Raw genomic sequence first — 24,415 nt, 5'->3', positions numbered from 1 at the left:
TGAATCCTGCAATTAATGATACATATACGATAAATCACTGGCCACGCTGGGATAAACCGGAATCCATTGCTGCAAGACACTGGCCGGGGCCTGCTGGTGAATCAGGATGCTGAGATAGTTCAGCAGCTCTTCCCCCGCCACGGCCAGCACCACTGCGCCCACCAGCCGCTTTGTCGTCTTATCCGTCACCGTCGTCACGCGGGCTGTTTTGTCCTGAATCCGATTATACGTGTACCAGTGACTAAGATCCTGTTCCTCAACCGTATACCGATCGGGAGCCTGTTTAGCTGCTGCCACGGTGACCCCGACCTGGCCCAGTTCCGGGCTGGCAAACACCACATGGGGGACAACGGGATACTGAATCGGCGCAGTGGTCGTCTGCAGGATGTTTCCAGCGACGTAACGCCCTTCGAAGCTGGCCACGGGTGTCAATTTCGGCTGCTTTTTAGCCACTGCATCACCGATTGCCCAGATGTGAGATTGCGCGGTTTGCAAGTGGTCGTTCACCACGATACCGCCCTTAGTCGTCTCGACCCCAATTTCTGCCAGATTCATGTCGGTTGTATTAGCCGGCCGACCCATGGCACTGAAGGCTTTGGTCACTGTGAGCGACTGGCCGTCGGTAAAGTGCAATGTGATGCCCGCCGGTGCGGTACTCACTTGGGCCACGCTAGTATCCCAATGGAAGATAATCCCGCGATCGGCCATAATTTGCGCCAAACGCTGGGTGTACGCTTCTGGGAACGCCCGTAATAAGTGCTGGTTGTGCTGGATAAGATGCACTGTGGCACCCGCATTGGCGGCAATGTTGGCTAATTCCACGGCCACATAGCCGCCGCCAATGAAGGCCATGGTCTGCGGGAGCGTGTCCATATCCAGGAAGTCGGTACTGGTGCCCAGTAATTCGGCCCCCGGAATATCAGGCTTGGCGGCATGGGCGCCCGTAGCCAAAATGATATTAGCGGCTGTATAATGCACCGCACCCACAGTGATCGTGTGGGCATCCTGGAATTGGGCCGCGCCGTGGACCGTGGTCACCCCGCTACTCTGCAAACCTTTCTCAGTACCGGCGGGCACGCTATCTGTGTAGCGCCGTTTAAATGCCATGAGGGCTGGCCAATCAATCTGGGCGGCGCCTTGCAGGCCGTGTTTGGCGTATCGTTGGTCTTGGACACGGCTCTCCACGACACCGTAGAGCATCTTCTTCGGGTCACAGCCGCGGTTAGGACAGGTCCCGCCCCAGAGATCTTTTTCCACGACCAATACCCGTTGGTGGGCAGCCAATGAACTCGTAGCGGCTAAACCTCCCGGACCACCGCCAATGATGATCGTATCAAATTGCTTATCTGCCATAACTAATGCACTCCTTCCGAATCACTTGATGTATGCACCGCCACAATATATTTCAACAGACCCGCCGCATCTAACTGATAGGTATGACCGTCCAACGAATTTTTCACCGCCAGTGTTTCTCCATTGCCCAGGCGGGGGGAAATGGCGGCCACGGAGGTATGGGCAGTGATTTGGGTGGTGGGTGCCTGGGTCGTCTGCGGCAAAACACCACTGGCCAGCACCTGAGTCAGCGTATCCGCCCAAACCACATGGCCCACTTCAGCGCCGGCAAAGAAGTCGGCAATGAAACTGGTGGCCGGGTGCTGCTGAATGTCGGCCGGCGTGCCCACCTGGTGAATCACCCCATTGTGCATCACGGCAATGCGGTCCCCCACTTTCAATGCCTCGTGCATATCGTGAGTCACAAACACGATCGTCTTATGTAACTTGGCCTGTAACCGCAGGATCAATTCCTGCAACTGTTTACGAGATAACGGGTCCAGCGCGCTGAATGGTTCATCCATCAGAATCATTCCGGGATCGGCCGCCAATGCCCGGACAATACCGACCCGCTGAGCCTCCCCGCCGGAGAGTTCATGGGGATAGCGCTGGGCATACTCGGCAGCGGGCAAGTCGACAGCCGCCAGCAGTTCCGTCGTCCGGGATTGGATCTTAGTCTTCGTCATCTTCTTCATCTCTGGAATGACCGCAATATTTTCGGCCACTGTCATATTCGGAAAAAGGGCAATATGCTGAAGCACGTAGCCAATGGACCAGCGCAGCTCTTGCAGCGGATAATCCGCCACCGGTCGGCCAAAATAGGTAATTTCTCCGGCGGAAGGATCTTCCAAGCGGTTGATCATCTTTAAAGTGGTGGTTTTACCCGAACCGGAAGGCCCAACCAAGACGAAGATTTCATCGGCAGGAATGGTGAGATTCAGATCCGTGAGCACCATTTGGTCGGCAAACTCTTTTTGCACATGATTGAACTGAACTGCAATTCTTTCGTTCTCCACCATGTCAGTCCGCCTCCTTCAATAAATCATGGGTCTGCAAATACTGGCGGGCCACCTTGGCGGGCGACTGTTTGCGTACATTCACTGCATAATTCATTTGCTGCATTTGTGCATCCGTAATTTTCCCCGCCAGTTTGTTTAAGCTGCGCACAATGTCTGGATGATCCTTGGCAAAAGCCGTCCGCATCAACGGCGCCCCTTGATAAGGCGGGAATAAATGTTTGTCGTCGCGCAAGACCTGCAATTTATTTTGAACAATTTCACTGTCCGTGGAATAGACATCCACAATATTTACTTTGTTGTTCCGAATCGCGGTATATCGCAGCGACGGCTCAAAGGAATGGGTCGGAAAATTCAGCCCATACAACTTCTTGATCCCCCGGAAACCATCATCTCGATCAATGAACTCCAGCGTAAAGCCGCCGGATAATTGATCTTGAACACTGCTGAGATCACTGATCGTGGTCAGCTGATGCTGTTTGGCAAACGTACGTTTAACCGCTAATCCGTATGTATTCTGATACTGCATGGGGGCCAGGTAGGTCATTTGATCTTGTTTGGCCAGAGCCCGACGCGCCGCTTCGTATGTCTGACGAGCAGACAATTTATCCGCCGACTCATCTTTTTTGACCAGAGTCTCCAGTACGGTGCCGGTAAATTCTGGATAGATATCGATATCGCGGCTCTTCAAAGCGTTAAAGAGAAAAGACGTTTTCCCAAAATTCGACTTGAGCTGGACGCGGATATGGGGATCATCTTGTTCGATCAATTGTTTATACATATTGATCAGGATGTCCGGTTCGCTGCCCAATTTACCGGCAATGGTCACGGTCTCGGGCTGGTTCACCTGAGCCAACACTTGGTTGCCGCCCACTCCAATGATAAGCAGTGCCAGCAAGCCAGCGGTCCACTGCCAGCGCTGCTTGGCTAACCAGGAGATGAGCGCAGACAGGATGATCGCCAATAACGCCGAGAAGACCGCACCAATGACAATTAAGTTCATATCATTGCGGTCGATCCCCAGCAAAATGAATGACCCCAACCCGCCTGCGCCAATCAACGCAGCCAGGGTCGCGGTGCCAATGATCAGCACGAGGGCCGTGCGGATACCGCCGATGATCGTGGGTGCAGCAATGGGCAGCTCCACTTTCCACAGCTTTCGCCAGCGGCCCATGCCAAACGCATCCGCCGCCTCTTCCAGCGCCGGGTCAATGCCCGTGATGCCGATATACGTATTTTGAAAAATTGGCAACAGCGCGTAAATCACTAAAGCGATGACTGCCGGGGTAGTACCGATTCCCACCAGGGGGATCAATAGGCCCAGTAGCGCGAGTGAAGGGATGGTTTGGAGAATACCGGCGATTTGGAGCATGACGGCCGCCACCCGTTTGCGCCGCACCGCCCAGAAGGCCAATGGCATGGCGATGAGCATCGCAATGAGTAAGGCCACGACAGAGATGCCGAGGTGTTGGCCGATGGCGCTGAGGAGCTGGCTTTTGCGGTTCATTAGGGTCGAGATGATGTCCATATTGTAATCCTCCTAATTCCCATTTTAGCGAACCGGTCAAACGTTGCGCTAGATATACGGCCGTGCCAAAGTTCCGCAATCTCCGGCTGAAATGGGTGGCGACGCGCAGCTAGTGCGTAGCCGCAGGCGAAGCTAGCTGTGACGGCGGTTTGAGCCCGCAAAGACCGCGGTCTCAAACACGCCTAACCACATCCGCGCGCAAAAACCGCGCGCGGTGTGGTTTCCACAGCTGAGCCCATTTCAGCCTACGATTGCTCCACATTGGCACTACATCCATCACTTTGTCCCAGCCCCTATTAGTCTTGGTTAGCCAATAGTAAAGCCGTCAAGTCATTGATCTCTGCCAACTGATAAGTCGGCTTGATGTGGCTGCGGTTGGGAGTGAAGTGGGGGTTGTACCAGACGGTGTCGATTTTGGCGTTGATGCCGCCTTGGATGTCTGAAGTCAGTGAATCGCCGATGATCATGGCTTGGTGACGATCAAAGTGGGGAATGTGCTGGGCCACATAGGTGAAGAAGGCCTTGGTGGGTTTGGGCGTACCGACAGTATCGGAGACGAAAATATCCCGGAAATATTGGAACAACCCGCTCTTGCGCAGCCGGCTTAATTGGGCAGCTTCGACACCGTTGGAGACGATGTACAGTTCATAATCCTGCAATGCCGCCAATGTTTCGGTGACCCGGGGAATCACCACGGCCTGCTGGTCTAATTTTTGGTGATAAACCCGTTCTGCCAACAAACCATCTGCATCAATGTCCATGCGCTTAAAGGTTTTAACAAACCGGCGGTGAAAAATGTCCTCGCGACTGATCTCGCCTTTTTCATATTGCTGCCACAGGGATTGATTGATGCGCAGATAGGTTTCCTCTAATACTGGCGAAGTGGGAATGTGCAGTTCGGTGAACATTTCCCCAAGACTCTTCATTTCACCCGCCTTGAAGTCCAGCAACGTATCGTCGATGTCGAATAGTAAAAAGCGATATGTCAAATTTGTTCCTACTTTCTATTAGCTCATTGTGATGTGGAGGCTGCCAAGACCGGTAATGGCACTGACAATTTTATCCCCGGCTTGGAGGAAAATCTGGGGATCATGGCCGACACCGGTGCCGCTGGGCGTGCCAGTGAAAATCAGGTCACCTGGATATAATGCCACAATACTGGATAAATATGCCACTAATGCCGCCGGCGAGAAAATCAAATGGCCTAACGTTGATTCCTGCATTAACTGACCATTTACCATGGTAGTGACTGTCTGCTTGTCTAAATTAGGCATTTCATCAGCCGTGGTCAGCCACGGACCGATAGGACCATATCCCGCAAAGGATTTAGCCAAGGAGAATTGAGCGGGATCATTGAGAAATTGGACCGTACGATCAGACAAGTCTTGCCCCACCATGTAACCAGCAATGTGATTAGCCGCATCGCTCTCGGTGATGTCCCGACCGCCCTGACCGATCACGACGACCAATTCGGATTCCCAGTCTGTCTTTTCCCCATGGTGGGCCACCGTCACGTTCGGCCCCGTGAGTGAGGATGGAAACTTGGTGAAGACACTGGGTGCTTTAGGCGCTGTCACATGCAGTTCCTTGGTGTGATCCGCATAATTCATGCCAATCGCAAAAACCTGCCGGGCTTCCGGGATGGGACACACTAATTCTTGCGGTACCAACGGCCGCGGATTACCAAAATCGAGGCGCTGTTCGCCGGCGGCCCAAGCCTGCATCACCGTGTCAGCCCCTTCAATGGGGACGACTTGAAACTGCCCATCCTTTTCTGTGACCGCCACAGGCCCGTTTTCAATCATACCGATTTTCATTCTATTGAAACTTCCTTTCTGCATTCCGCGCCAATTGCGCCGTACCGTACATACCGGTAGTATCGCCCAGCGCAACGGTGACGACCTGGCACTGAGCACTGCCCCAATCAACACCAATTCGATATGGCATGTGCTACCTCCATTGACCAATCATGTCAATTGTAATACATTCCAGGTAGGAAATTCAGAGGAGGAGTTTTGGGGATGGTGTACTACGAGCAGATGACCCAGCATGGTTTTGATGCGCTGGGTGATGAGATTGAAGCCTTGAAGAAAAAACGGCCGGGATTGATCAAAGCTTTGCAGGAAGCCCGGGCACTGGGGGATCTGTCCGAAAATGCGGAGTACTCCGCCGCCAAACGGGACTTGCGCCATTTGGAATCCCGTCTGCGTTATCTGGGTAAACAGCGGCGTTACGCCGATATTGTGACCCCCAGTGATACGCCGGTGGTGGAAATCGGTAAGACCGTGGAGATTCGATTTACAGATGACGATGATGTGGATACCTACCATATTGTCGGTAAACCGGAAGCGGATTTAGACGCGCAAAAGATTTCTCAAGCATCCCCGCTAGGTGCCGCCTTGCTCGATCACAAACCTGGTGACACAGTGACTGTGGATGCACCAAACGGTCCTTATGCCGTCACCATTTTACACGTCGCCCTCACTTATTCTGGTAACCAGCGGGCAGATTAACGGAAATTTAGAGCGTTCCCAGAGTGCAAAAGTGTATACTTTAATTAGCAGCTTTGTATTGGCATCACCTGTATTCAATGGATCGTGATTTTTGAGTTGCTTTCGGCAAAAATTATCGAGACCAGCTCGCTCATTATTATTTAGGAGGTTTATTCCATGGAAGTTGAAAACCTGTTCCGTTTGCAGAATAATCGGTTGGCCGCTGTGTCTGAGGGCCATCCTGAACCATTTAGTGATGATGATTTCAAGACCATCATCAGTAATTCGATCGGTTCGATTGCGCGTATCTTTAATTTGAACCCGACCAACCACCATGTGCAAATTCCAGATAGTCCGCAAGTCATTGATTTCATCATGCAGGACGAAGAAGATCCCAGCATTTACTACCCCACCGTAATCGTGCATAACACGGATTTGCTGCCGACCATTATCTATCGGTTAAATGCTGTGGCCAAACAGATTCCGGATGAAATCCTCAACCCCAGCGGTGTGAACGGCACGACGCAGCAAGCTGCTCCGGCCCCTGATGACGACGATCAGTTGGACAGCGATGATGTGCAATATCAAGACGACCCAGAAGCTGCAGCCCAATCGGCTTCTGCTGCTCCGGCCATCAGTGATGTCATTCCGTTGCTGGTCATTGACCACATGGATGAAACGACGATGGCATTCTTGAAGGCGACTGAGGGCTTAGTCGCTCACTTCATTTTAGTGAAGCGGATTGACGAAGATCTTGTCGACATCCGTCCGCTGCCTAGCATCGACAACCGCAGCGGGATCGAACAGGATGATGAACCGAAGCAGAAGCGGAGCTGGCTGGATACTTTCCGTAACTAACCTTCACTATGTATGGTAATTGGGACTGGAACAAAATTCGTCTTTTACGAGCCGTGCCAAAGCTGCGCAATCTACGGGAAAATGGGGCTGGAACGCTGTGGCGGCGCTTTGAGCCCGCAAAGTACGCGGTCTCAAAGTTGCCTAACCGCATATAAACTTGCCCAGAACCGGGGCAAGTTTATTGCGGTTTCCACAGCTGAGCCCCATTTTCCCTCCGATTGCTCCGCATTGGCACTAACTCCTTCGAAATTCGAATTTTTGTTCTTGTCCTATTATTGTGCCCAAATGTGCCTAAAAAATTGTCGGCACGTTCGAATTAACAAGATTTGACTGAAAGGATTTTTGGCATGCAGAAACAAGCAATCATTCATTTTCTATACGCAGGTGCTCTTGGTGATGCGTTGGGGGTGCCTGTTGAGTTTCGCCGGCGGGATACTTATCATGTGGATACCATGACCGGCTATGGTACCTGGGAACAACCTGCTGGCACCTGGTCTGACGACACGTCGATGACGTTGGCGCTGGTGGATAACCTCACTGCAGATGCCGACAATGATGCTTTGTTCAAAAAGTTTGTGGCCTATATGCAAGATGGTGCTTACACCCCCTTCGGTCATCTCTTCGACATCGGCAACACTTGTGCCAAAGCCATTCGTACTTATGCCAAGGGCGGCACCGAGCCTACCCAATGCGGTGACCCGTCGGAGTTTGCCAATGGTAATGGCGCAGTGATGCGCTTAGCCCCGCTGGCCATCACTTTATTGAATGAAGATGATCCGGCGGTGCGGTTTGCCCAGTATCGGGACTATACATCGTTCACCCATCGCCATCCGCGGGCGATTCTCGGTACGGCGCTTTACTTGGAAGCTTTGCGTCACCTATTGCAAGGTGCTAATCTTACCGAAGCTTTGAATCGCGCCCATGCTTTTGCGGCCCAACTGCCAGGACAATATCAAAAAGAACTGAAGGCCTACCACCGAATTTTCGATCCGCAATTTGCGCGGATTCCCCGGGCGGGTATTGAATCCAGCGGGTATGTGGTGGACACGCTGGAAGCCGCCTTTTGGTGCGCTTTGAATGCCCGCAACTGGCGGGATGGGGTGTTGACTGCCGCCAATCTGGGCAGTGACGCTGATACGGTGGCCAGTATCACCGCCACAATCCTGGCTGCCGCCCAACCTGCCGATCAGTTCCCCGACGACTGGCAGAGTGCACTGAAGAATTCAGCCATGCTGGCCCGTTATTTTGCACCCTTTGCAGAAAAGTACCAAGCCACTGCCTAGGACCAAATAAAAAGCACACCAGCTGGTGTGTTTTTTATTTGGTCCTCACGTTATTCGAGAATATCGTGGATGGTGACAATTCCGACCGCTTGCTGGTCATCATCTTCCACAATTAAGTTAGAAATACCATACGCGGCCATCTTTTTCCAGGCCAGCTGGTTGCGCTCGTTCTGATTTATACTGATAAACCCGCGGGTCATGTAGTCCGTTGCGCAGGACTTTTTCACCTGGGGCACTGACAGAAACTTCTTACGAATATCGCCATCAGTGACAATCCCCGTGATTGCCTGGGTTTGTGGGTGACGGACCAAGGTCAAGCCGAGGCCGAAATCACTAATCCGATAAATCACATCGTTGATGGCGGTGTCCTCGTCGACATATGGAATGTGGGAATGCATCACGTGCTTCACCCGTTGCAGCAACAGGCGACCAATATTGCCGCCGGGATGATACTGGGCAAATTTTTCCTTATCAAATTGGTGTACCTGTTCCAATACCACCAGCAAAGCGTCACCAAATACCAATGTGGCGGTGGTCGAAGAAGTTGGTGCCAAACCCGTGACATCCGCCTCTTGATTGACACCAATATTGATACACAACGCCGTGTTCTTGGCTAATGTCGATTGCGGTGCCCCGGTTAACGCCACCGTGGCCAGGTCCTCACCGTGAATGGCCTGAAGCGCCAGCAGCGTCTTGATCACTTCCTGGGTCTCGCCACTATTGGACACGAAAAACACTAAATCGTTACTGGCCACGCGGCCTAAATCACCATGGTAGGCATTGGCCGCGTCAATCGTGAAACTCGGCTGGCCAATAGATGACAGCGAGGCGGCAATCTTTTGGGCGACCAATTTCGATTTACCAATGCCAATAAAAATTAACCGGCCAGTGACTTGCTGAATTTGTGCAATCAATTGATCAAATGTGTCATCCAACTGAGCCGCGACTTGCGCGAGGGATTCATTTTCGGCCGCGAATACTTTTTGTGCCATCTCATAATAAGCCATCTTGCACCCGCTCCTTTTGGGCTGCTCGATATTGATGGAACAGCGTGCTGGCTTCACGGAAGATCGGTGCCGCCTTGTCTAAGTACAGTTGGTTATCCGCATCGGAGATGGCACTGGGCGGATCGGGATGCACTTCTGCGAAGATGCCATCAACCCCCATTGCCAGAGCGGCGCGCATCAGCGGGAAGGCGAAGTCCCGTTGACCGCCGGAATGATCACCATACCCGCCAGGTAGTTGAACGGAATGGGTGGCGTCAAAGATCACGGGATAGTGCCACTGGCGCATGGTGATCAAGCCTGGCATGTCCACAACGAGACGATGGTAGCCAAACGATGTGCCGCGTTCTGTTAAAAGAATTTTTTCTGTATAAGGAGTTAGCTTGGTCACCACCGAACCCATGTCTTCGGGTGCCATGAACTGGCCCTTTTTGACGTTGACCACCCGATCTGTCTTCGCCGCCGCCACTAGTAAATCGGTTTGGCGGCTCAAGAAGGCAGGAATCTGTAAGACGTCGGCCACTTCGGCCACCGGTGCACATTGGTACGATTCATGAACGTCGGTCACCACCGGGACATGATAGGTCTCTTTAATCTTTTGCAACACAGTCAACCCGCGTTCCAGGCCGGCTCCGCGATCCGCCTCGCCGGAACTGCGATTGGCTTTATCAAAGGACGATTTGAAAACATAATTCAGATGCAGCTCTTCGGCCAACGCACTAAGACTTTCTGCTACCTGCGCACAGGTATCGTAAGACTCTATCGCACATGGCCCAGCCAGTAATGTTAACCGATCATCTTGAAATCCGTAATCCGCAAATACCGAAGCAATTGTCGCCATGGTCAAAACCCCCTTGGTTTTTCCACCACGCTCCCCTGAACATCATCTGTTCACATGGTATTCGGTCGAATCGCCAGAGCGGTTGTGCTCTTACAGAATATTTTACTTACTAAACGTTAGCACACGAAATAATAACTCATGTTCTTAAAATTTCCTTAATTAAATATCGCTAATGATCATTAAAAAAGCACAGATATTTCATCTGTGCCTCATGGTCGTTTGTGCAATTAGTGCTCTTGTAAGAACTGGCTCAAATCTGCCACACTGCGATCACCATCGTATTTGGCCTGCATCTGGCCGTTGGCAAACGCCAAGAAGGTCGGTACATATTGAATGTCATGGTCGTCACGGAAGGCTTTCAATGCTTTATCTGCCGGTGTATTGATCGTATTCACGTAATACACTTCACGGCCAGTTGCCTTTTGTGCCAAGATCAGACTCGGCAGCATGATTTGGCACCAGGGGCAATTTTTGCGACTAAATAAGACCACAAACTTTTCTTGACGGTCAATTTTAGCCTGCACATCAGCGACGGTGATGCCACTCAATTCTGTGACTTCATCCTCATAAGCGACTTCCCGAGCATTGCTGAGTTCCTCTTCGGGGGTTAACGCTTTTTGGGGAATCTCACAGGCGCCGTCTGCACATTGGGCTGTTTGTACTGTCGTTGCTGTTTTTTCTTCAGCCATTGAATCCATCCTCTCGTGACCCAGATTAAGACTGAGTATAGAAGGCTTGGGTGGGAAATGCAACAGGCTTATTGGTCCGTGATTACGATGTAAGACATGTCAATGGGGCCGTGAACGCCGACAACGAGGACCATTTCAATATCGCCGGAGTTGGAGGGGCCGGTGATGAAGTTGATATTTGAAGTGTGCAGACGGCCGGCTTTGATTTCTTCGTCGTACCAGTCCATGGCTTGGCGGGAACGGGGCACAATGCGGCTCTTGGGTACGAGGGCGATGTAGTGGGTCGGCAAGAAGTGGAAGCTGCGGCCTTGGCCGGGGGTGGTGGCGACGGTGATCGTGCCAGATTCGGCACAGAGAAAATCGACACACCCCACTGCCACGTCGGCATTCTGAGCACGTTGAATGTTTTCTTCGCGACCACCCGTCGGTTCCCAGTATGTGGGCGACGGGGTGACACCAGCCATCCAGTTGGTTAAGCCATACTCAGCCAAGCGGTCATCGGTGGGCAGCAACAGTGACTTAGCCTCTTTTTCTTGGATATCTTGATTGAGTAAATCGGCCAATCCTGCTGTATCAGCAGTTTGGAACGTCACATGAATCGACTGACTGTTTTGTTTGGCCAGATCGAATAGCGCCGCCGGGGTTTTATCCGCCAATGTGGTCTCTGGCAGGTCATTCAATGGGATAAACGGATGCTCAGCTAGCTGGTGGCGCGGTCGGCCTGCTTTTTCAGCAATGTTGTTGAGAAATTCTTCGCGGTTATCACTTGCCATGGCGCACGGCCTCCTTGCTTTCCTCAAAGTTCTGGAACCAGCGGCGGAAATTCTCCGTATGTTTTGGCGGTCGCGGTGCGTCCCGCACATCTGTCCACCCCTTGGCAATGGATGGTGCCCAGGTAATGTGACCTTCATGATTATAGAGATTTTGCACCGTGGTGGGTTTCTTCGAGACAAACATGCGGGTCGCCATGTGGTCAAATTCTAACGCCATCTGGAATAAATTCGGCGTGCCGGTTCCCAGCCCCACCGTCTTCATGATTTCTCGGGTCGTGGGCTTATCCATCTTCAGTTTGTCCATCATGACTTCCCGATGCTTGATAAGCAGCCGGTGCAATGGAATGCGGACTGGACATGTTTCCGTGCAAGCCCCGCAAAGACTAGAGGCAAAGGGTAAATCGCCAAACTGGTCGTATCCGCCTAAAATCGGGGATAACACGGCTCCCAGCGGGCCTGGATAGATGGAGCCGTAACCATGTCCGCCAATATGCCGGTAAACCGGGCAAACATTCAGACACGCACCACAGCGGATACACTGCAGAATAGATTCGAATGGTGTCCCCAGGGCCTTAGAGCGCCCATTATCTAAAATAATGACGTGAAGATCTTCAGGGCCATCGCTTTCACCCGTCACCTGCTCTCCGCTGAAAGAACAATAACTGGTCAGTTTCTGACCAACCGCACTGCGGGCTAACATATTATCCAACACTTCAGCCTCTTTCAAGCTCGGTACCAACCGCTCCATCCCCATGACCACCACTTGGGTCTTGGGAATGGCCATGGTCAAATCGGCATTCCCTTCATTGGTGACCAAATTGATCAAGCCCGAGTCGGCAATGGCGAAGTTGCAGCCGGTGATGCCCATGTCTGCCTGTAAGAAATAACGGCGCAGATATTCCCGGGCAAACCGGGCCATGTGAGTGGGATCATTGTCACCGTCATAACCCAGCTTTTCAAAGACCTTTTGAATCTGATCCCGGTTCTTGTGCAATGTGGGGAAAACGATGTGGGTGGGTTCGTCCCAATTATCGGATTGCAAAATGAACTCGGCCAAGTCGGTTTCCATCAGTTTCATGCCTGGAATCTTCAATAGTTCTTTATCCAGATTGATTTCAGTCGTCACCATGGACTTGGATTTGACCACCCGCTGGACCTGCTTCTCTTTTGCTAACTTGGTAATGTACTCCACGGCATCCGTATCTTTTTGGGCGAAGAATACATGGCCGCCCCGTTTTTCGACATTATCCGCGAATTCTTCCAAATAATCTGGTAAATAATGAATGACATGCTGGCGAATTTGTTCCCCCAATTTCCGCCAGTCTTGCCAGTGACCTAATTCCTTGCGGGACGCCTCGCGTTTATCCCACTGGGCATCCTGCGCCTTGGCCACCGCCTGTTGCATAAATTTATCCTTTTCTGACTCTTTTACTCGGGTCAAAAAGGGTGTGGTTGTTGTTGAAATTCCCATTTTGTCCGCCCCCCTTAGACCGCTGCCGGCGTATCCGCGTACCGGACCCGGCTCATATCCACATTGCTGTTCAACACTTCAGCCACATGCATGATCTTGATGGGCAGCTGCCGGCGGGAGAAACGACCACCAATGTTCATCAAGCAAGCCTGATCGGCACCGATTAAAATATCAGCCCCGGTACTGACCACATCATCCACTTTTTCATTCACCATCAATTTTGAAATTTCCGGTTCCTTAACGGAAAACATTCCGCCAAAGCCGCAGCAGTTCTCGATATGCGGCAGTGGCATCATTTGCAGTCCCTTCACGTGATCTAAGAGCACAAACGGCGCTGTCCGCTCGCCCAACAGCCGCGTCATATGACAGGATCGGTGGAATGTCGCTTTTGCATCCAACTCCGCCCCAGCATCAATAATGTGTAAAACGCGGTACAAAAATTGGGTAAACTCGTAACTCTTGTTGGCGAGAATCTCGGCCTTTTTACTATATTCTGGATCGTCGGCCAAATGCATCCGGAATTCATGCAGCATATTCACGCAAGATCCAGACGGGCCAACAATGTAATCACAATCAATGCTCAACAACGAATCGACTTCGTTGCGCATCGTCTTTTGACTGGCCACCACGTACCCACTATTAAAGGTCGGCTGACCACAGCAAATTTGCTTCTTCGGCATTACTGTATCACAGCCAAAACGCTCCAAAACCTCCACCATTGCCGCGCCGACATTGGGAAAGAACAGATCCACGATACACGTGGAAAATACGACAACTTTCATATTGGCACCCCACTCCCTAAAACATACCTTGGTTTCTTTTAGTGTACTGCTGGGATGTAAAAAAGTACAGCGGTTTCGCTTACAAAACAGAGAGGGCAGAGCGCCCCGGGTAGGCCCCGACCGCTAAGAACGGCCTGGGCATAAATCCCCCGGTCTTGGGGATTTTGAGCAGGACGGGCTTAGCGCGAGGGGCCTGGGGCGCGCAGCCCGTTTACAGTCAGAGGGCGGAGCCGACCGGTTACACAAAAAAGTCGGTTCTACCCTACGCGTTTTCTCCAGAACACAAAAAAACCAACCCCAGGCTACCTCAGCCCAACGCCGGTCCACTCCTTACTCTTTCGCTTTCACCACAGATTTCCACAAATACAACCAAACAAAAACCACAAAAAGCGCAAAAGCCGCGCCCAACAAAGCAATGGTATGTGGCCGCCGGTTAATCAGGAACGCGCCGGCAAAAATGACGATCAAAAATAACCGGTCCAGCTGCTTATTACTGATCCGGCAGCGTCGCATCAGCCAAAAGAAGAAACTCCACCAAGCTCCAAACAGAATCACGTCTGCCCAAACAGATTGCCACCAATACACCAATAGGAACACGAGCACGAGAGACCCAATCAATGTGAGCACCTGTGTATACTTTTTCATATCGTTCACCACCAATGTTGTTAACGGTATGTTACCTGTTGTGACGGTCATCCGTCAATTTTTTAGCAAAAAAGCGACGAACCGAAATGAGATCGGCTCGCCGCTTCTGAAACACATGTGTTGACAATCGGGATCAGCAAATCTTCCCGCCAAGTGTCTCCATTTCCTTCTTCGTCACTTGACTCGGATCGGCCTTCACGACACCTAAGGAACCGTCCAGCAGACCGCCATCGCCGCCAAGCCCTAACGCCGCATTGTGGAATTGCAAATACATGCCATTATCCAGGTAGCCCAGTTCTTCTTTGGAAGTGAACAACTTGTAACCCGCGTTGTTTTCCACCGGAATGTTGTAGTCCGCATCTGGTGCATCACTAATCACCAGTTGGAACTTACCGCCCACGGCGCAAGACCCGCCCAGTTTAGAGAACTTGCTGGCACCGTCATCCAGTCCGAGAAATATATATTGATCCGGTGAGACCTTTTCTGCCAAATACTTCTGTGCTGAATCCTTAATGTTGATTTTCACTATGTCCACCGATCCTTTCGCTACCAATTAAGTTGTGCACAATCTTTATTGCTTCTTTAGTATACCGCTTTTCGATGACACAGACAAGGGACGGGAAATACAACTGCTCAGCACCCGACGGAGCACAAAAAGGACGGCCGTTTCCATTACCTGGAACCCGCCGTCCTATTGTGTCTATCGCTTACAGCACTGCCCCATTACTATGAATGACCTCTTTCAGCCAGTCATAACTCTTCTTCGGCACCCGCTTCAAATCTTTCAAATCATGATTACCACGGTTCACATAAACCACGCCATACCGCTTGTCCATGTTGCCTTGGGAACTCGGAATATCGATTAAGCCCCAGCCCAAGTAGCCGAGCACGTCGACACCTTCATCAATGGCGTCTTCCATGGCTTGAATGTGTTCTCGCATATACTGAATCCGCACATCGTCCGCAATCATATGCTCACCATCCCATTCTTCCCGGAGGCCAATGCCATTTTCAATCGGGAACACCGGCACATGACCGCGGTTATAGAGGTCGTGGAGCACCGTATTGAAACCTTGGGGATCAACCTGCCAGCCCCATTCATTGGTGGGCAGATAGGGATTGTGGCCGACACCGGTTTGGGGATAAAAGTTAGGCACTGTCCCCAGCGGAATCTTGGTACTGTCCAGCACGGTGCTGGAATAGTAGCTGAAACTCAAGAAGTCACTGCGGGTATCCGCTAAAATGGCCAGTTCATCCGACTTCAGAATATCGTCCAGATGTTCCCGCTGCATGAAGTTAAGCACTTCAGGGGAGTAATGCCCCGTCGTAAAGATATCCACCAAATTATCCATCACATATTCTTTAAATCGGCGTACTGCCGCAATGTCTTGGGGATTAGCCGTGGCTGGATACACCTGCTGATAGGCGACCATCCCGCCAATTTGCAGATCTGGATAGTCTTCATGCACTGTATTCGCCACTAACGCATGGGCCAAGGCCACGTTGTGCTGAATTTGATACAGATCATGCAGCGACCGAGGGCCTTCCAGATAGCCGGCAATCACAAAAGCGTCCTGCAAACTGTACAGGTTTTGTTCATTGAAGGTAATCCAATACCGTACCCGATCGCCGAATCTTTTCAGCATTTCTTGCGCATATACGTAAAAGGCATCCACCACATGGCGGTCCAAGAAGCCATTGTACTTTTGGGCCAGCGCCAAGGGCATGTCAAAGTGATACAGGCAGATCATCGGCTGAATGCCTGCGGCTAACAAGTTGTTGATGAGCTGATCGTAAAAAGCAATGCCTTCTTCATTAAAGGCCCCCTCTCCCGTGGGTTGCACCCGGCTCCACGAGATCTGGAAGCGATAGAAGTTCATTCCCAAATCCTTCATCAGGGCGATGTCCTCTGGATAACGATGATATTCATCGATGGCCACCGACCAATCGCTGGCTTGCTCCGTTGCTGGGCGCACATCATACACCGACGGCCCCTTACCGCCTGTGGTGGATGCCCCCTCCGTTTGCATACTGGATGTTGAGTTACCCCAGAAAAAATCGTCACGTAACTTTGTCATTGCCAAAAAGCCCTCCATTCATGTTTTCTTCCTCAGTATAAAGGAATCAATCATGACTTGGAAGGGCTTCACAGCATGGTAAAAGTGTCTACCTGGCGGGAATGATAATGGGCCCAGAGAAGCAGTGCAGCGGTTAAGAATGCCCCCACTAAAAACCCCAGTAAATGAGAAGTGTCGTCAATTAAGGCAGTGGCCGAGAAGAAACCAGTCCGACGTAATCGCTCCGCCATCAATACCACCAAGCGCAGAGCGGCTAAATAGAATAAAAATTTCATTGCAAAGGATATCTTGGGCGAAAAAACGACGGTCCCCAACCCCGCCCCTATTAAGGCATAAATTGCTGCGGAAGCGCCGACGCCAATGGCCACTGCACTGAATAGACCAGCAGGAGCCAACAAGACGTACACGATTTTAATATAGGCTGCTACCATCCCACCGAGTAAATAAATGATTAAAGTCCGCCAATGGCCCAACGTGCGTTCCACCGCGATCCCCAATATCAGTAGCATGAACACATTGTTGACCAAATGATTCAGGCTTTGGTGCAGCCAAATGCTCAATAATGGCGACGACCAGGTGACTGCATTCCAGCCGTAAGACCCAATTTGCAGGCTGCCTGAACCCATTACTGCGCCCAGGTAACGGCCGTGGTTCAGCCCCACTTCCACGCCAAAAATCACAACCAGAATCAAGGTCAAAGAAAGCGTCGTGTATGGAAATTGAGCCCAGTCAATGGCGAATGGCCGCTCTGTGCTGGTCAACGGAATCGCTGCCAACAGACCAATGGCTAAAGCGACCAACCCCAGGGGCACGCTCAATGCAATGGCCGTCGTGGTAATTCCGCTCAGCCATCGGGCAGTGCTTAAAAAAGCCGCAATGACAATCAGCACTTGGTGCCATTTTGGAGCGGTGATCCCCCGGGCCGCACCGATTAATACGTTTCCCACTAAGCCCATGAGCATCGCTACTTGGGTAATTGCTGGCGTCGTCGTACTGACAAAGCCTGACAGCCACAGAAATTGGACCAACCCGCCAATGACAAATACTTCAGCGAGGAAGAACCAGTGTCCCAGTACCTTCTCTGCATATGTCCCCAAAATAAACAAAAATACGAGGGACTGCACTGCCATCGCCACATTGCCTAAAGCGGGTAAAGCGAGCGCCCCCACAATGGGTGTCTCTAATAATGTGAGCGGTCCGCGTAATAATACTCGGGACAAAACCAAGGCCAGGTAAAAGGTCGTTAACGCGGTAATAATATATGGAAACCGGTGCTTTTTTTCTCTTATGGGGATATACTCCATCGCCTGCAGCCCTCCTTGATAACCGAAAAATAAAATTAATTAAAGCGTAGGCCTTACAGAAACATTTGTCAACGATGAGAATGTAAAAATTTAGTCTCATTTTTATGGAAATAAAAAAATTCCCTAGCCACCAGTTGCAATACTGGTAACTAAGGAATGTCTCAAGGATTAATCGTTGGCTTGTCTGGAAATTATTTCCAAGCCCACGGGTCTTCCCGCCAGGTGAGTAATGATTCTTTTTCTTCGCCAGTCAAGATCTTGGCTTTTTCCGCTTGGCGAATCAGCGTCGAATAGTTTGTCAGGGTCACTAAGGGCAATTTTGCCGCCGCAAAGTTCTCTCGGGCAGCGGGTAATTCATAGGTGAAAATTGCGGCCACACCGAGGACGGTAATGCCTTCTGCTTCCACCGCTTCGGCAGCCTTCAAAACACTGCCGCCAGTGGAAATCAGATCATCGATCAACACGACTTTGGCTTCTTTATCCACATGGCCTTCCACTTGCTTGCCCGCACCGTGATCTTTCGGCTTAGAACGAACGTACATCAATGGCAGGCCCAACCGATCGGCCGTACTGGTGGCATGGGGAATACCCGCCGTGACCACGCCGCCGATGTCCGTCACATCAGGATATTCGTGTATGATTAAGCGCGCTAACCCGGCACTGATCCGGCTGCGGATTTCTGGATAGCCAATGGTCAGCCGGTTATCTGTATAAATTGGGGCCTTGATACCACTGGCCCAAACAAAAGGCTTTTGCGGAGACAGGGTAACGGCTTGGATGTCTAAAAGGTCTTGGGCAATCTGTTCGTTCGTTTGCATTAGTAGACGGTGCTCCCTTCAAATTGTTGACTGATAGCGTGATAAGCGGCAACTGGATCCTTGGCTTGGGTGATGGAGCGGCCCACAACGATACCGTCGCTGCCCAACTCAGCCGCCCGACGCGGAGTCACGACCCGGGATTGGTCATCGCGAGCATCCTCAGCCAGCCGAATCCCCGGGGTGATGGTCAAAAAACCCGCCGGAGTGGCGTCATGGATCTTACCGACTTCCAATGCCGAGCTGATGACGCCATCTGCCCCAGAAGTCGCCGCCAGCTGGGCCAAGTGAACGACGGAATTTAATAAAGAGAAGTCGTCATTTTGCATGGTCACATGCATCGCCTGCTCGTCCATGGATGTCAATTGCGTGATGGCCAACAATTTGGGTGCTGTGGTTCCGGCCTCCGCTGCACCTTCCAGCAGACCTTCCTTAGCCGCCGAGATCATGTCGGCACCGCCTAACCCAGTGACGGTGGTGAGTTCGGCACCCAGCCGACCGATTTGTTGCATGGCTTGGTGCACCGTGTGGGGAATGTCATACAGCTTCAAGTCCAAGAAGACATGGTAGCCCCTGCTGCGCAGTGCCGTAATGAACTGCGGCCCTTCACGGTAGAATAATTCCATGCCCACTTTGATCCACAGATCGTCTTCACCTGAAAACTGTGTGAGCAATGCCTGAGCCGCTGCCCCATCTGCGTAATCCAATGCAATAATTACTGGTTTTGCCATCGTCTGCCATCCTTTACGAAAATTTGACACCCTGTGATACAAAAAAAGCCTTGACCCATCCTGTGTGTCAAAGCTCACCAAGTCCGCTTGCCGGGACTTGTTCCGTGCACTTCGAAGCCTCACAGGACTCGATTAAAGTGTCTTGTTTGATTTGTTCAATACCTTACGCCTTTTTCAAGCGCGGGTCAAGGTGAGAAGCGAACGTTAAATTAAAAAGCCGCCACACTGAGAATGCGCGGCAGCCACTAAAGAATGACGATACCTATTCAGTTTGCTCAGCCCGGCGACCAACCCGCTGCTCGCGGTAATAGAATAGCGCCAAGCCGGCGATGGTGCAGCCCGCCACACCCAGTGCAGAAGTGTCCGTGGCGAAAAGCTTAGACAACAACGCAGTGACAACACCAAAAATTAAAATCAAAGTGAAGCCTTCTTTTTGGCACAGTGCCGTGAGTCTTTCCATGATGATCACCCCACATTATTATCCAACGCACCTTAATTATGCGGGAAAACAATGTAAGCGTCAACAAACCCCCTACTGATTAGCCAATTGGTGCACTGCTCCGGAAATATCATTGGGCTTGGCGACAATCACACTGGCCCCCGCTTGGGTCAGCTCCGTGCGGCTGCCGAAACCGTATAACACACCAATGGTGGCGACATGATTGTTCTTGCCGCCGATCATGTCGGTGTTGCGGTCACCAATCATGATACTGGTGGCGGGGTTGGCACCCAGTTTTTCTAATCCATACGCTAAAATGTCCGTTTTCGAACTGCGAATCCGCTCGTCTTCAGTGGCGCCAAAAAGGCCAGTGAAATAGTGGTCGAGCTGAAGATGAGCCGCCAAGCGCTGAATCAAGGCCGTCGGTTTGGTGGAGGCGACATTCAGGGAAAAACCGGCCGCCTGCAACCGGGCCAAGACATCCGTGATGCCTGGGTACATTTGCAACTCATACAGACCCTTTTGATCGTAGAATTCTTTATACGCGCGAATGGCCTGGACCACGGCGCTGTCGTTTAATTCTGGATAAAATTGGTGCAAGCTGTCTGTCAGCGGGGGTCCAATGAACAAACGATATTGGTCTGCCGTGAGGGGCGTCAATGCCAGTTTCTCCACCATGTATTTGAGCCCGTGTACAATTCCTTTTTGTGAATCCACAATGGTGCCGTCAAAATCGAAGAAAATTGTTGTCATATCCACGCTGCTTTCTATTTTTTCTTTGGTTGGCGCAAAACGCCAGTACAAAACATACCCAGAGTGATATCTAAGGGGAGCTGCCGCTGCACAAACGAAGGGGTCTCATTCATGGCTGGCCGCAAGTAAGCGGCTAGTGTCATCAAGAAATACAAGGTAATGTCCCGGACTGGATAATTGGGGTGCAGTTGGTCCTGGAATGCCGTGAAAAAGTTATCCAATGGGATTAGAAATCCCTTTTGCCACGCCTCAAATACCGCCTGTTGAATCGTCGCATCCAAGTGGGACACGTCATGCATCACCAACTGTAAGTTCATCGGGTTATCATCGGTGAGGGTGTGCCCCAAGCGTTTCAACTTGGCGGTAAAATCGCCCGCGCCCTCTTGGGCCTGAGCGATGATGGCCGCCATCGTCTCGCTGACGTGCATCACGACCGCCATGTATAACTTTTCTTTGGTCCCGAAATAGTGGTACAGCAATGGCTGCTGTACCCCGGCCGCTTCCGCAATAGTGCGCGTGGTGACGGCCATATACCCGCGATTCATGAACAATGATTGCGCCGCCGCCAGAATATGCTGAATGGTGGCGTCTTTTTGTTTTTCTCGTTGATTCATTTTTCTCAAGCCTTTTTCGTTTATCGGTTGATAAATGGATGATATAATAATCCCACCAAGTGGAGGTGAGCCAAATGTTTCTCGCAAGCAAAGAAATCTTGCATAATAAAGCCCGCTACTTGCTGGTGGTGGTGACATTCGTTCTGATTTCGTACCTGGTGTTTTTCCTTACCGGGTTAGCCACGGGCCTCGCCCGTAATAATCGAACAGCGATTGATGCCTTACCCGGCAATTACGTGCTGATGTCCAAGTATGCCAACAAGAACCTGCTGAGTTCTGTCGTCACAGAAGATCAATATGACCAAGTCGCTTCCAAGGATACCGCGCTGCTTGGCCAAATGACCATCGTGGCGGAGAATCCCAAAACCAACAAGAAACTGAATAGCAACATCTTCGGGATTAACCTGCAAGGCAAGTTAAAACCCACCGTGACCAGCGGCCGCCTGCCCACGAAGAACAGTGAGGTGCTGGCGGATGATAGTGTCACGTATTACGGTCTAAAACGCGGGGATCGCATCACGCTGAACGGGAGTAATCAGAAGTACCATATCGTTGGATTGACCCACGATCGGCGGTTTGCCACTGTACCTGTATTCTACACGACTTTAGCCACTTTTAGACAAGTAAAATACGGTCAAAGCCGGGTGCATAATGTTTCCGCCGTGGTGAGTACCCGCAAGATGACCGACTTGCCCAAACACACGGAGCAAATCACGCGGGCCACGCTAATTAACAATATTCCGGGATACACGGCCCAGACGTCCACCTTTATGTTAATGATCGGAGCAATGATCGGCATTACGCTGCTGATTATCGGGATCTTTATGTATATTTTGACCATTCAAAAAGTCGCGATGTACGGCGTCATGCGGGCCCAAGGAATCCGCACCAGTGCCATCATCGCCGCCCTCTTCTGGCAGATTCTGATCCTGGCCGTAGTGGGCGTCGGGATTGGCATCGGCTTACTAGCCTTGACTGAAGTGGGATTACCCAAGACGATCCCGTTCTATTCCGACACCATGCTGCTCAGTATGATTGCGGGCGCCCTAATCGTCATGTCGCTGGTGGGCGGATTGTTCTCCCTGCGCCGGATTCTGCATATCGATCCCTTGGAAGCCATTGGAGGTGAATAAGATGACCACATCATTAGTCGCACTGCACCAAGTCACCAAGACCTATGGCAGCGGCCATACTGCGGTCACTGCCCTGCACCCCACAGATTTTGCGTTACAGGCGGGTGAATTTGCCACCGTCATTGGGCCGTCGGGTTCTGGGAAAACGACCTTGCTCACGATCGTCGGCAGTCTGCAACAACCCAGCAGCGGGCAGGTCCTGATCAACGGTCAAGATACCACCGACTTCAGCGAGCGGCGGCGGACAGATCTGCGCTTCAACACGTTCGGGTTCATGCTGCAGGCCAGCAACTTGATTCCCTTCCTCACCGTGAAGGATCAATTGGCTCTGGTGGACCGGTTCAATCACCACAAGCAGCACGAAATGTCGATGACTGATCTGTTTACCATGTTGGGGATCACTGACCTGGCCAATGCCTACCCAGCAGCCTTGTCTGGTGGTGAACGGCAGCGGGTGTCCATTGCCCGCGCACTGTACAACGATCCGCCGATCATTTTGGCCGATGAACCTACCGCCAGTCTGGATACCAGTCGGGCAATGAAGGTGGTTGATCTGTTGGGAGATATTGCCCACAAGATGAACCGCGGTGTGGTGATGATCACCCATGATACGCGGCTGCTTGATCCAGTGGATACGGTTTATGAAATGCGAGACGGACACTTAACCACACTGGATAGTGCGGGGTTAGCGAAGATTCGGGCCGCGGCACTATAAAAAAGAGCAATTGATTCGCTGTTATTCCCAGCCGGTCAATTGCTTTTTGTGTAGTCAGACAACCCGAAAATGACGCTGCATCACTTTCACCATTTCGTCTGGATTATCATCAATACTCGCCTGCATATATTCTACGTACGCGGTACTGTCTGGCTCAATATCAAAGGTGTAACGTTTGGCGTGGGCCAACACTTGGGCAAATACACGCTGCGTCCGCCCGTTGCCCTCCCGAAAAGGATGCCACCAATTAATTTCGCTAATTAGCTCGCCAGCGGCCTGGGTGACTGCCTGTTTATCTCCCGCATTGGTCGCTTGAAACCGATCAATCTTCTCTTGAATATCGGATTCAGCCGTGGCAAATCGTTCAAACGGAAAGAACATGTCCGTTCCGCCTTTGCCCATGTTCACGTCCCGATAATGCCCCGCCCAGTCATAAATATCAGCAAACAAATAGTGATGAATCTGGCGCACTTCGGCCACATTCTTACCCTGCAGTCGCGCCCCATCCGGTAAAACAAACGCATGCCGCTGCAAATAGGCTTGCCGCTGAATCGTTAAGACGTACTCCGTATCATGCAGGGTTTGTTGATCCGTGATATTCAACAAGTTCTTCAAAACGCCGTTGGGTTGAAGGTACGCCTGCCAGCGTTCTTGGTTATTCATCGGCTGTCCCTCGATGTGCTTTGACCCACGCTAACGTTTCTTGGGCGGTGGCTGGTTGGTCAATATGGGCCGCAAAGAATTCAATATCTGACCGAGCGGGTTGATAACCTTCATACATATTATTCGCCACGGCGTTGAGGACAGCGCGATAATCCTGTTCATTTTTAAAATGGACGCCCATGATCGTCAATTTCTCTGGGTCTCGTTCCAATGGCGCAAATTCTTGATCATTTTTATATTTTTCCAACATGGCTTTCATCTCCTGGTTAGCTCCGAGTAGTTGCAACAACTTGGCGTTACCGCCATTAGGTGCATATCGATTGCCTTCCCAGGCCTGGACTGTTTTAACAGATACACTCAATAATGACGCCAACTGGGATTGGCTAATGTGCAACCGGCGCCGGATCAATGCGACTTTGTTCAAAAATATTATCACCTAGAGTAATTATATCATAC

General features: G+C 51.3%; 28 protein-coding genes. 5 read left to right on the top strand and 23 right to left on the bottom strand.

All coding sequences use genetic code 11. The annotated features are described in order from the left end of the window. Nucleotides 1-12: 12 nt before the first annotated feature. The 6 genes from FD09_RS13090 to FD09_RS16955 all read right to left on the bottom strand — a co-directional run bounded on the left by FD09_RS13090 (nt 13) and on the right by FD09_RS16955 (nt 5,823). On the bottom strand, nt 13-1,353 hold the full coding sequence (locus tag FD09_RS13090; protein WP_057822137.1) for a dihydrolipoyl dehydrogenase family protein: 1,341 nt from the start codon (nt 1,351-1,353) through the stop codon (nt 13-15). A 2-nt stretch (nt 1,354-1,355) separates the two neighbouring features. Then, nucleotides 1,356-2,351 carry an ABC transporter ATP-binding protein gene (locus FD09_RS13085; protein WP_057822135.1) on the bottom strand — a complete coding sequence of 332 codons (996 nt, stop codon included), beginning with the start codon at nt 2,349-2,351 and terminating at the stop codon, nt 1,356-1,358. Between the two features lies 1 nt (nt 2,352). Next, nucleotides 2,353-3,876, bottom strand: a complete 1,524-nt coding sequence (locus FD09_RS13080) for an ABC transporter permease/substrate-binding protein (RefSeq protein WP_057822133.1) — start codon at nt 3,874-3,876, stop codon at nt 2,353-2,355. A 296-nt stretch (nt 3,877-4,172) separates the two neighbouring features. Then, nucleotides 4,173-4,865: a YjjG family noncanonical pyrimidine nucleotidase gene (locus tag FD09_RS13075; RefSeq protein ID WP_083487930.1), complete on the bottom strand. Its 693-nt coding sequence runs from the start codon at nt 4,863-4,865 to the stop codon at nt 4,173-4,175. Between the two features lie 18 nt (nt 4,866-4,883). After that, nucleotides 4,884-5,693 carry a fumarylacetoacetate hydrolase family protein gene (locus FD09_RS13070; RefSeq protein WP_057822131.1) on the bottom strand — a complete coding sequence of 270 codons (810 nt, stop codon included), beginning with the start codon at nt 5,691-5,693 and terminating at the stop codon, nt 4,884-4,886. A 1-nt stretch (nt 5,694) separates the two neighbouring features. Further along, nucleotides 5,695-5,823: a hypothetical protein gene (locus FD09_RS16955; protein ID WP_268873297.1), complete on the bottom strand. Its 129-nt coding sequence runs from the start codon at nt 5,821-5,823 to the stop codon at nt 5,695-5,697. Nucleotides 5,824-5,897: 74 nt separating this feature from the next. Between FD09_RS16955 and greA the strand changes: the two genes are divergently transcribed. The 3 genes from greA (at nt 5,898) to FD09_RS13055 (ending at nt 8,509) form a co-directional block, all read left to right on the top strand. Continuing rightward, nucleotides 5,898-6,389, top strand: coding sequence for a transcription elongation factor GreA (gene greA / locus FD09_RS13065; protein WP_057822129.1), 492 nt, complete (start codon nt 5,898-5,900; stop codon nt 6,387-6,389). 156 nt (nt 6,390-6,545) lie between these two features. Continuing rightward, complete coding sequence (locus FD09_RS13060) at nt 6,546-7,226, top strand: hypothetical protein (RefSeq protein ID WP_057822127.1); 681 nt, start codon at nt 6,546-6,548, stop codon at nt 7,224-7,226. A 347-nt stretch (nt 7,227-7,573) separates the two neighbouring features. Next, nucleotides 7,574-8,509: an ADP-ribosylglycohydrolase family protein gene (locus tag FD09_RS13055; RefSeq protein ID WP_057822124.1), complete on the top strand. Its 936-nt coding sequence runs from the start codon at nt 7,574-7,576 to the stop codon at nt 8,507-8,509. A gap of 50 nt (nt 8,510-8,559) precedes the next feature. Here the strand turns inward: FD09_RS13055 and FD09_RS13050 are convergent, their stop codons facing one another. The 15 genes from FD09_RS13050 to FD09_RS12985 form a co-directional block, all read right to left on the bottom strand. After that, a complete protein-coding gene (locus FD09_RS13050; protein WP_057822122.1) occupies nt 8,560-9,516 on the bottom strand; it encodes a KpsF/GutQ family sugar-phosphate isomerase in 957 nt (318 codons plus the stop codon). Beyond that, nucleotides 9,503-10,354, bottom strand: a complete 852-nt coding sequence (gene kdsA, locus FD09_RS13045) for a 3-deoxy-8-phosphooctulonate synthase (RefSeq protein ID WP_057822119.1) — start codon at nt 10,352-10,354, stop codon at nt 9,503-9,505. Before kdsA ends, FD09_RS13050 begins: the two co-directional genes overlap by 14 nt. A gap of 227 nt (nt 10,355-10,581) precedes the next feature. Continuing rightward, complete coding sequence (locus FD09_RS13040) at nt 10,582-11,043, bottom strand: thioredoxin family protein (protein ID WP_057822117.1); 462 nt, start codon at nt 11,041-11,043, stop codon at nt 10,582-10,584. A 68-nt stretch (nt 11,044-11,111) separates the two neighbouring features. Next, nucleotides 11,112-11,816: a LutC/YkgG family protein gene (locus FD09_RS13035; RefSeq protein ID WP_057822114.1), complete on the bottom strand. Its 705-nt coding sequence runs from the start codon at nt 11,814-11,816 to the stop codon at nt 11,112-11,114. Then, entirely contained in the window at nt 11,806-13,287 is a 1,482-nt protein-coding gene (locus FD09_RS13030; RefSeq protein WP_057822112.1) for a LutB/LldF family L-lactate oxidation iron-sulfur protein, read from the bottom strand. Before FD09_RS13030 ends, FD09_RS13035 begins: the two co-directional genes overlap by 11 nt. 14 nt (nt 13,288-13,301) lie before the next feature. Next, nucleotides 13,302-14,069: a (Fe-S)-binding protein gene (locus FD09_RS13025; protein WP_057822110.1), complete on the bottom strand. Its 768-nt coding sequence runs from the start codon at nt 14,067-14,069 to the stop codon at nt 13,302-13,304. A gap of 330 nt (nt 14,070-14,399) precedes the next feature. Next, nucleotides 14,400-14,765: a hypothetical protein gene (locus FD09_RS13020; RefSeq protein WP_157053817.1), complete on the bottom strand. Its 366-nt coding sequence runs from the start codon at nt 14,763-14,765 to the stop codon at nt 14,400-14,402. An 82-nt stretch (nt 14,766-14,847) separates the two neighbouring features. Then, complete coding sequence (locus FD09_RS13015; RefSeq protein WP_057822107.1) at nt 14,848-15,240, bottom strand: iron-sulfur cluster biosynthesis family protein; 393 nt, start codon at nt 15,238-15,240, stop codon at nt 14,848-14,850. Between the two features lie 181 nt (nt 15,241-15,421). After that, the gene (locus tag FD09_RS13010; RefSeq protein WP_083487934.1) at nt 15,422-16,792 is read right to left on the bottom strand and encodes a glycoside hydrolase family 1 protein; all 1,371 of its coding nucleotides are present in this window, start codon (nt 16,790-16,792) and stop codon (nt 15,422-15,424) included. 68 nt (nt 16,793-16,860) lie between these two features. Next, nucleotides 16,861-18,096, bottom strand: a complete 1,236-nt coding sequence (locus FD09_RS13005) for a rhomboid family intramembrane serine protease (RefSeq protein WP_057822105.1) — start codon at nt 18,094-18,096, stop codon at nt 16,861-16,863. Nucleotides 18,097-18,287: 191 nt separating this feature from the next. Beyond that, entirely contained in the window at nt 18,288-18,914 is a 627-nt protein-coding gene (pyrE, locus tag FD09_RS13000; RefSeq protein WP_057822103.1) for an orotate phosphoribosyltransferase, read from the bottom strand. Beyond that, nucleotides 18,914-19,642, bottom strand: a complete 729-nt coding sequence (gene pyrF / locus FD09_RS12995) for an orotidine-5'-phosphate decarboxylase (protein ID WP_057822100.1) — start codon at nt 19,640-19,642, stop codon at nt 18,914-18,916. Before pyrF ends, pyrE begins: the two co-directional genes overlap by 1 nt. A gap of 262 nt (nt 19,643-19,904) precedes the next feature. Continuing rightward, nucleotides 19,905-20,102 (bottom strand): hypothetical protein, encoded by a 198-nt coding sequence (locus tag FD09_RS16380; protein WP_157053816.1) that lies wholly within the window; start codon nt 20,100-20,102, stop codon nt 19,905-19,907. Between the two features lie 72 nt (nt 20,103-20,174). Next, a complete protein-coding gene (locus tag FD09_RS12990) occupies nt 20,175-20,834 on the bottom strand; it encodes an HAD hydrolase-like protein (RefSeq protein WP_057822097.1) in 660 nt (219 codons plus the stop codon). 14 nt (nt 20,835-20,848) lie between these two features. Next, nucleotides 20,849-21,448, bottom strand: coding sequence for a TetR/AcrR family transcriptional regulator (locus FD09_RS12985; RefSeq protein ID WP_057822095.1), 600 nt, complete (start codon nt 21,446-21,448; stop codon nt 20,849-20,851). 74 nt (nt 21,449-21,522) lie between these two features. Between FD09_RS12985 and FD09_RS12980 the strand changes: the two genes are divergently transcribed. Together FD09_RS12980 and FD09_RS12975 are read left to right on the top strand one after the other, a co-directional pair. Then, complete coding sequence (locus tag FD09_RS12980; protein WP_057822093.1) at nt 21,523-22,581, top strand: ABC transporter permease; 1,059 nt, start codon at nt 21,523-21,525, stop codon at nt 22,579-22,581. A 1-nt stretch (nt 22,582) separates the two neighbouring features. Then, nucleotides 22,583-23,296 (top strand): ABC transporter ATP-binding protein, encoded by a 714-nt coding sequence (locus FD09_RS12975; protein ID WP_057822091.1) that lies wholly within the window; start codon nt 22,583-22,585, stop codon nt 23,294-23,296. Between the two features lie 54 nt (nt 23,297-23,350). Here the strand turns inward: FD09_RS12975 and FD09_RS12970 are convergent, their stop codons facing one another. Further along, on the bottom strand, nt 23,351-23,959 hold the full coding sequence (locus FD09_RS12970; RefSeq protein ID WP_057822089.1) for a Fic/DOC family protein: 609 nt from the start codon (nt 23,957-23,959) through the stop codon (nt 23,351-23,353). Continuing rightward, nucleotides 23,952-24,383, bottom strand: coding sequence for a helix-turn-helix domain-containing protein (locus tag FD09_RS12965; protein WP_057822087.1), 432 nt, complete (start codon nt 24,381-24,383; stop codon nt 23,952-23,954). Before FD09_RS12965 ends, FD09_RS12970 begins: the two co-directional genes overlap by 8 nt. Nucleotides 24,384-24,415 lie beyond the last annotated feature (32 nt).

The organism is Schleiferilactobacillus perolens DSM 12744 (genome assembly GCF_001435585.1).
Classification (GTDB): domain Bacteria; phylum Bacillota; class Bacilli; order Lactobacillales; family Lactobacillaceae; genus Schleiferilactobacillus; species Schleiferilactobacillus perolens.
The sequence above is the reverse complement of the archived record's forward strand: the minus strand, read 5'-3'. Positions and strand labels throughout refer to the sequence as shown.

Coding starts and splice junctions, on each gene's coding strand:
- FD09_RS13090 (WP_057822137.1), bottom strand. CDS start 1,353: ATGGCAGATAAGCAATTTGATACGATCATCATTGGCGGTGGTCCGGGA.
- FD09_RS13085 (WP_057822135.1), bottom strand. CDS start 2,351: ATGGTGGAGAACGAAAGAATTGCAGTTCAGTTCAATCATGTGCAAAAA.
- FD09_RS13080 (WP_057822133.1), bottom strand. CDS start 3,876: ATGGACATCATCTCGACCCTAATGAACCGCAAAAGCCAGCTCCTCAGC.
- FD09_RS13070 (WP_057822131.1), bottom strand. CDS start 5,693: ATGAAAATCGGTATGATTGAAAACGGGCCTGTGGCGGTCACAGAAAAG.
- FD09_RS16955 (WP_268873297.1), bottom strand. CDS start 5,823: ATGCCATATCGAATTGGTGTTGATTGGGGCAGTGCTCAGTGCCAGGTC.
- greA (WP_057822129.1), top strand. CDS start 5,898: ATGGTGTACTACGAGCAGATGACCCAGCATGGTTTTGATGCGCTGGGT.
- FD09_RS13060 (WP_057822127.1), top strand. CDS start 6,546: ATGGAAGTTGAAAACCTGTTCCGTTTGCAGAATAATCGGTTGGCCGCT.
- FD09_RS13055 (WP_057822124.1), top strand. CDS start 7,574: ATGCAGAAACAAGCAATCATTCATTTTCTATACGCAGGTGCTCTTGGT.
- FD09_RS13050 (WP_057822122.1), bottom strand. CDS start 9,516: ATGGCTTATTATGAGATGGCACAAAAAGTATTCGCGGCCGAAAATGAA.
- kdsA (WP_057822119.1), bottom strand. CDS start 10,354: ATGGCGACAATTGCTTCGGTATTTGCGGATTACGGATTTCAAGATGAT.
- FD09_RS13040 (WP_057822117.1), bottom strand. CDS start 11,043: ATGGCTGAAGAAAAAACAGCAACGACAGTACAAACAGCCCAATGTGCA.
- FD09_RS13035 (WP_057822114.1), bottom strand. CDS start 11,816: ATGGCAAGTGATAACCGCGAAGAATTTCTCAACAACATTGCTGAAAAA.
- FD09_RS13030 (WP_057822112.1), bottom strand. CDS start 13,287: ATGGGAATTTCAACAACAACCACACCCTTTTTGACCCGAGTAAAAGAG.
- FD09_RS13025 (WP_057822110.1), bottom strand. CDS start 14,069: ATGAAAGTTGTCGTATTTTCCACGTGTATCGTGGATCTGTTCTTTCCC.
- FD09_RS13020 (WP_157053817.1), bottom strand. CDS start 14,765: ATGACCGTCACAACAGGTAACATACCGTTAACAACATTGGTGGTGAAC.
- FD09_RS13010 (WP_083487934.1), bottom strand. CDS start 16,792: ATGACAAAGTTACGTGACGATTTTTTCTGGGGTAACTCAACATCCAGT.
- FD09_RS13005 (WP_057822105.1), bottom strand. CDS start 18,096: ATGGAGTATATCCCCATAAGAGAAAAAAAGCACCGGTTTCCATATATT.
- pyrE (WP_057822103.1), bottom strand. CDS start 18,914: ATGCAAACGAACGAACAGATTGCCCAAGACCTTTTAGACATCCAAGCC.
- pyrF (WP_057822100.1), bottom strand. CDS start 19,642: ATGGCAAAACCAGTAATTATTGCATTGGATTACGCAGATGGGGCAGCG.
- FD09_RS16380 (WP_157053816.1), bottom strand. CDS start 20,102: ATGGAAAGACTCACGGCACTGTGCCAAAAAGAAGGCTTCACTTTGATT.
- FD09_RS12990 (WP_057822097.1), bottom strand. CDS start 20,834: ATGACAACAATTTTCTTCGATTTTGACGGCACCATTGTGGATTCACAA.
- FD09_RS12985 (WP_057822095.1), bottom strand. CDS start 21,448: ATGAATCAACGAGAAAAACAAAAAGACGCCACCATTCAGCATATTCTG.
- FD09_RS12980 (WP_057822093.1), top strand. CDS start 21,523: ATGTTTCTCGCAAGCAAAGAAATCTTGCATAATAAAGCCCGCTACTTG.
- FD09_RS12975 (WP_057822091.1), top strand. CDS start 22,583: ATGACCACATCATTAGTCGCACTGCACCAAGTCACCAAGACCTATGGC.
- FD09_RS12970 (WP_057822089.1), bottom strand. CDS start 23,959: ATGAATAACCAAGAACGCTGGCAGGCGTACCTTCAACCCAACGGCGTT.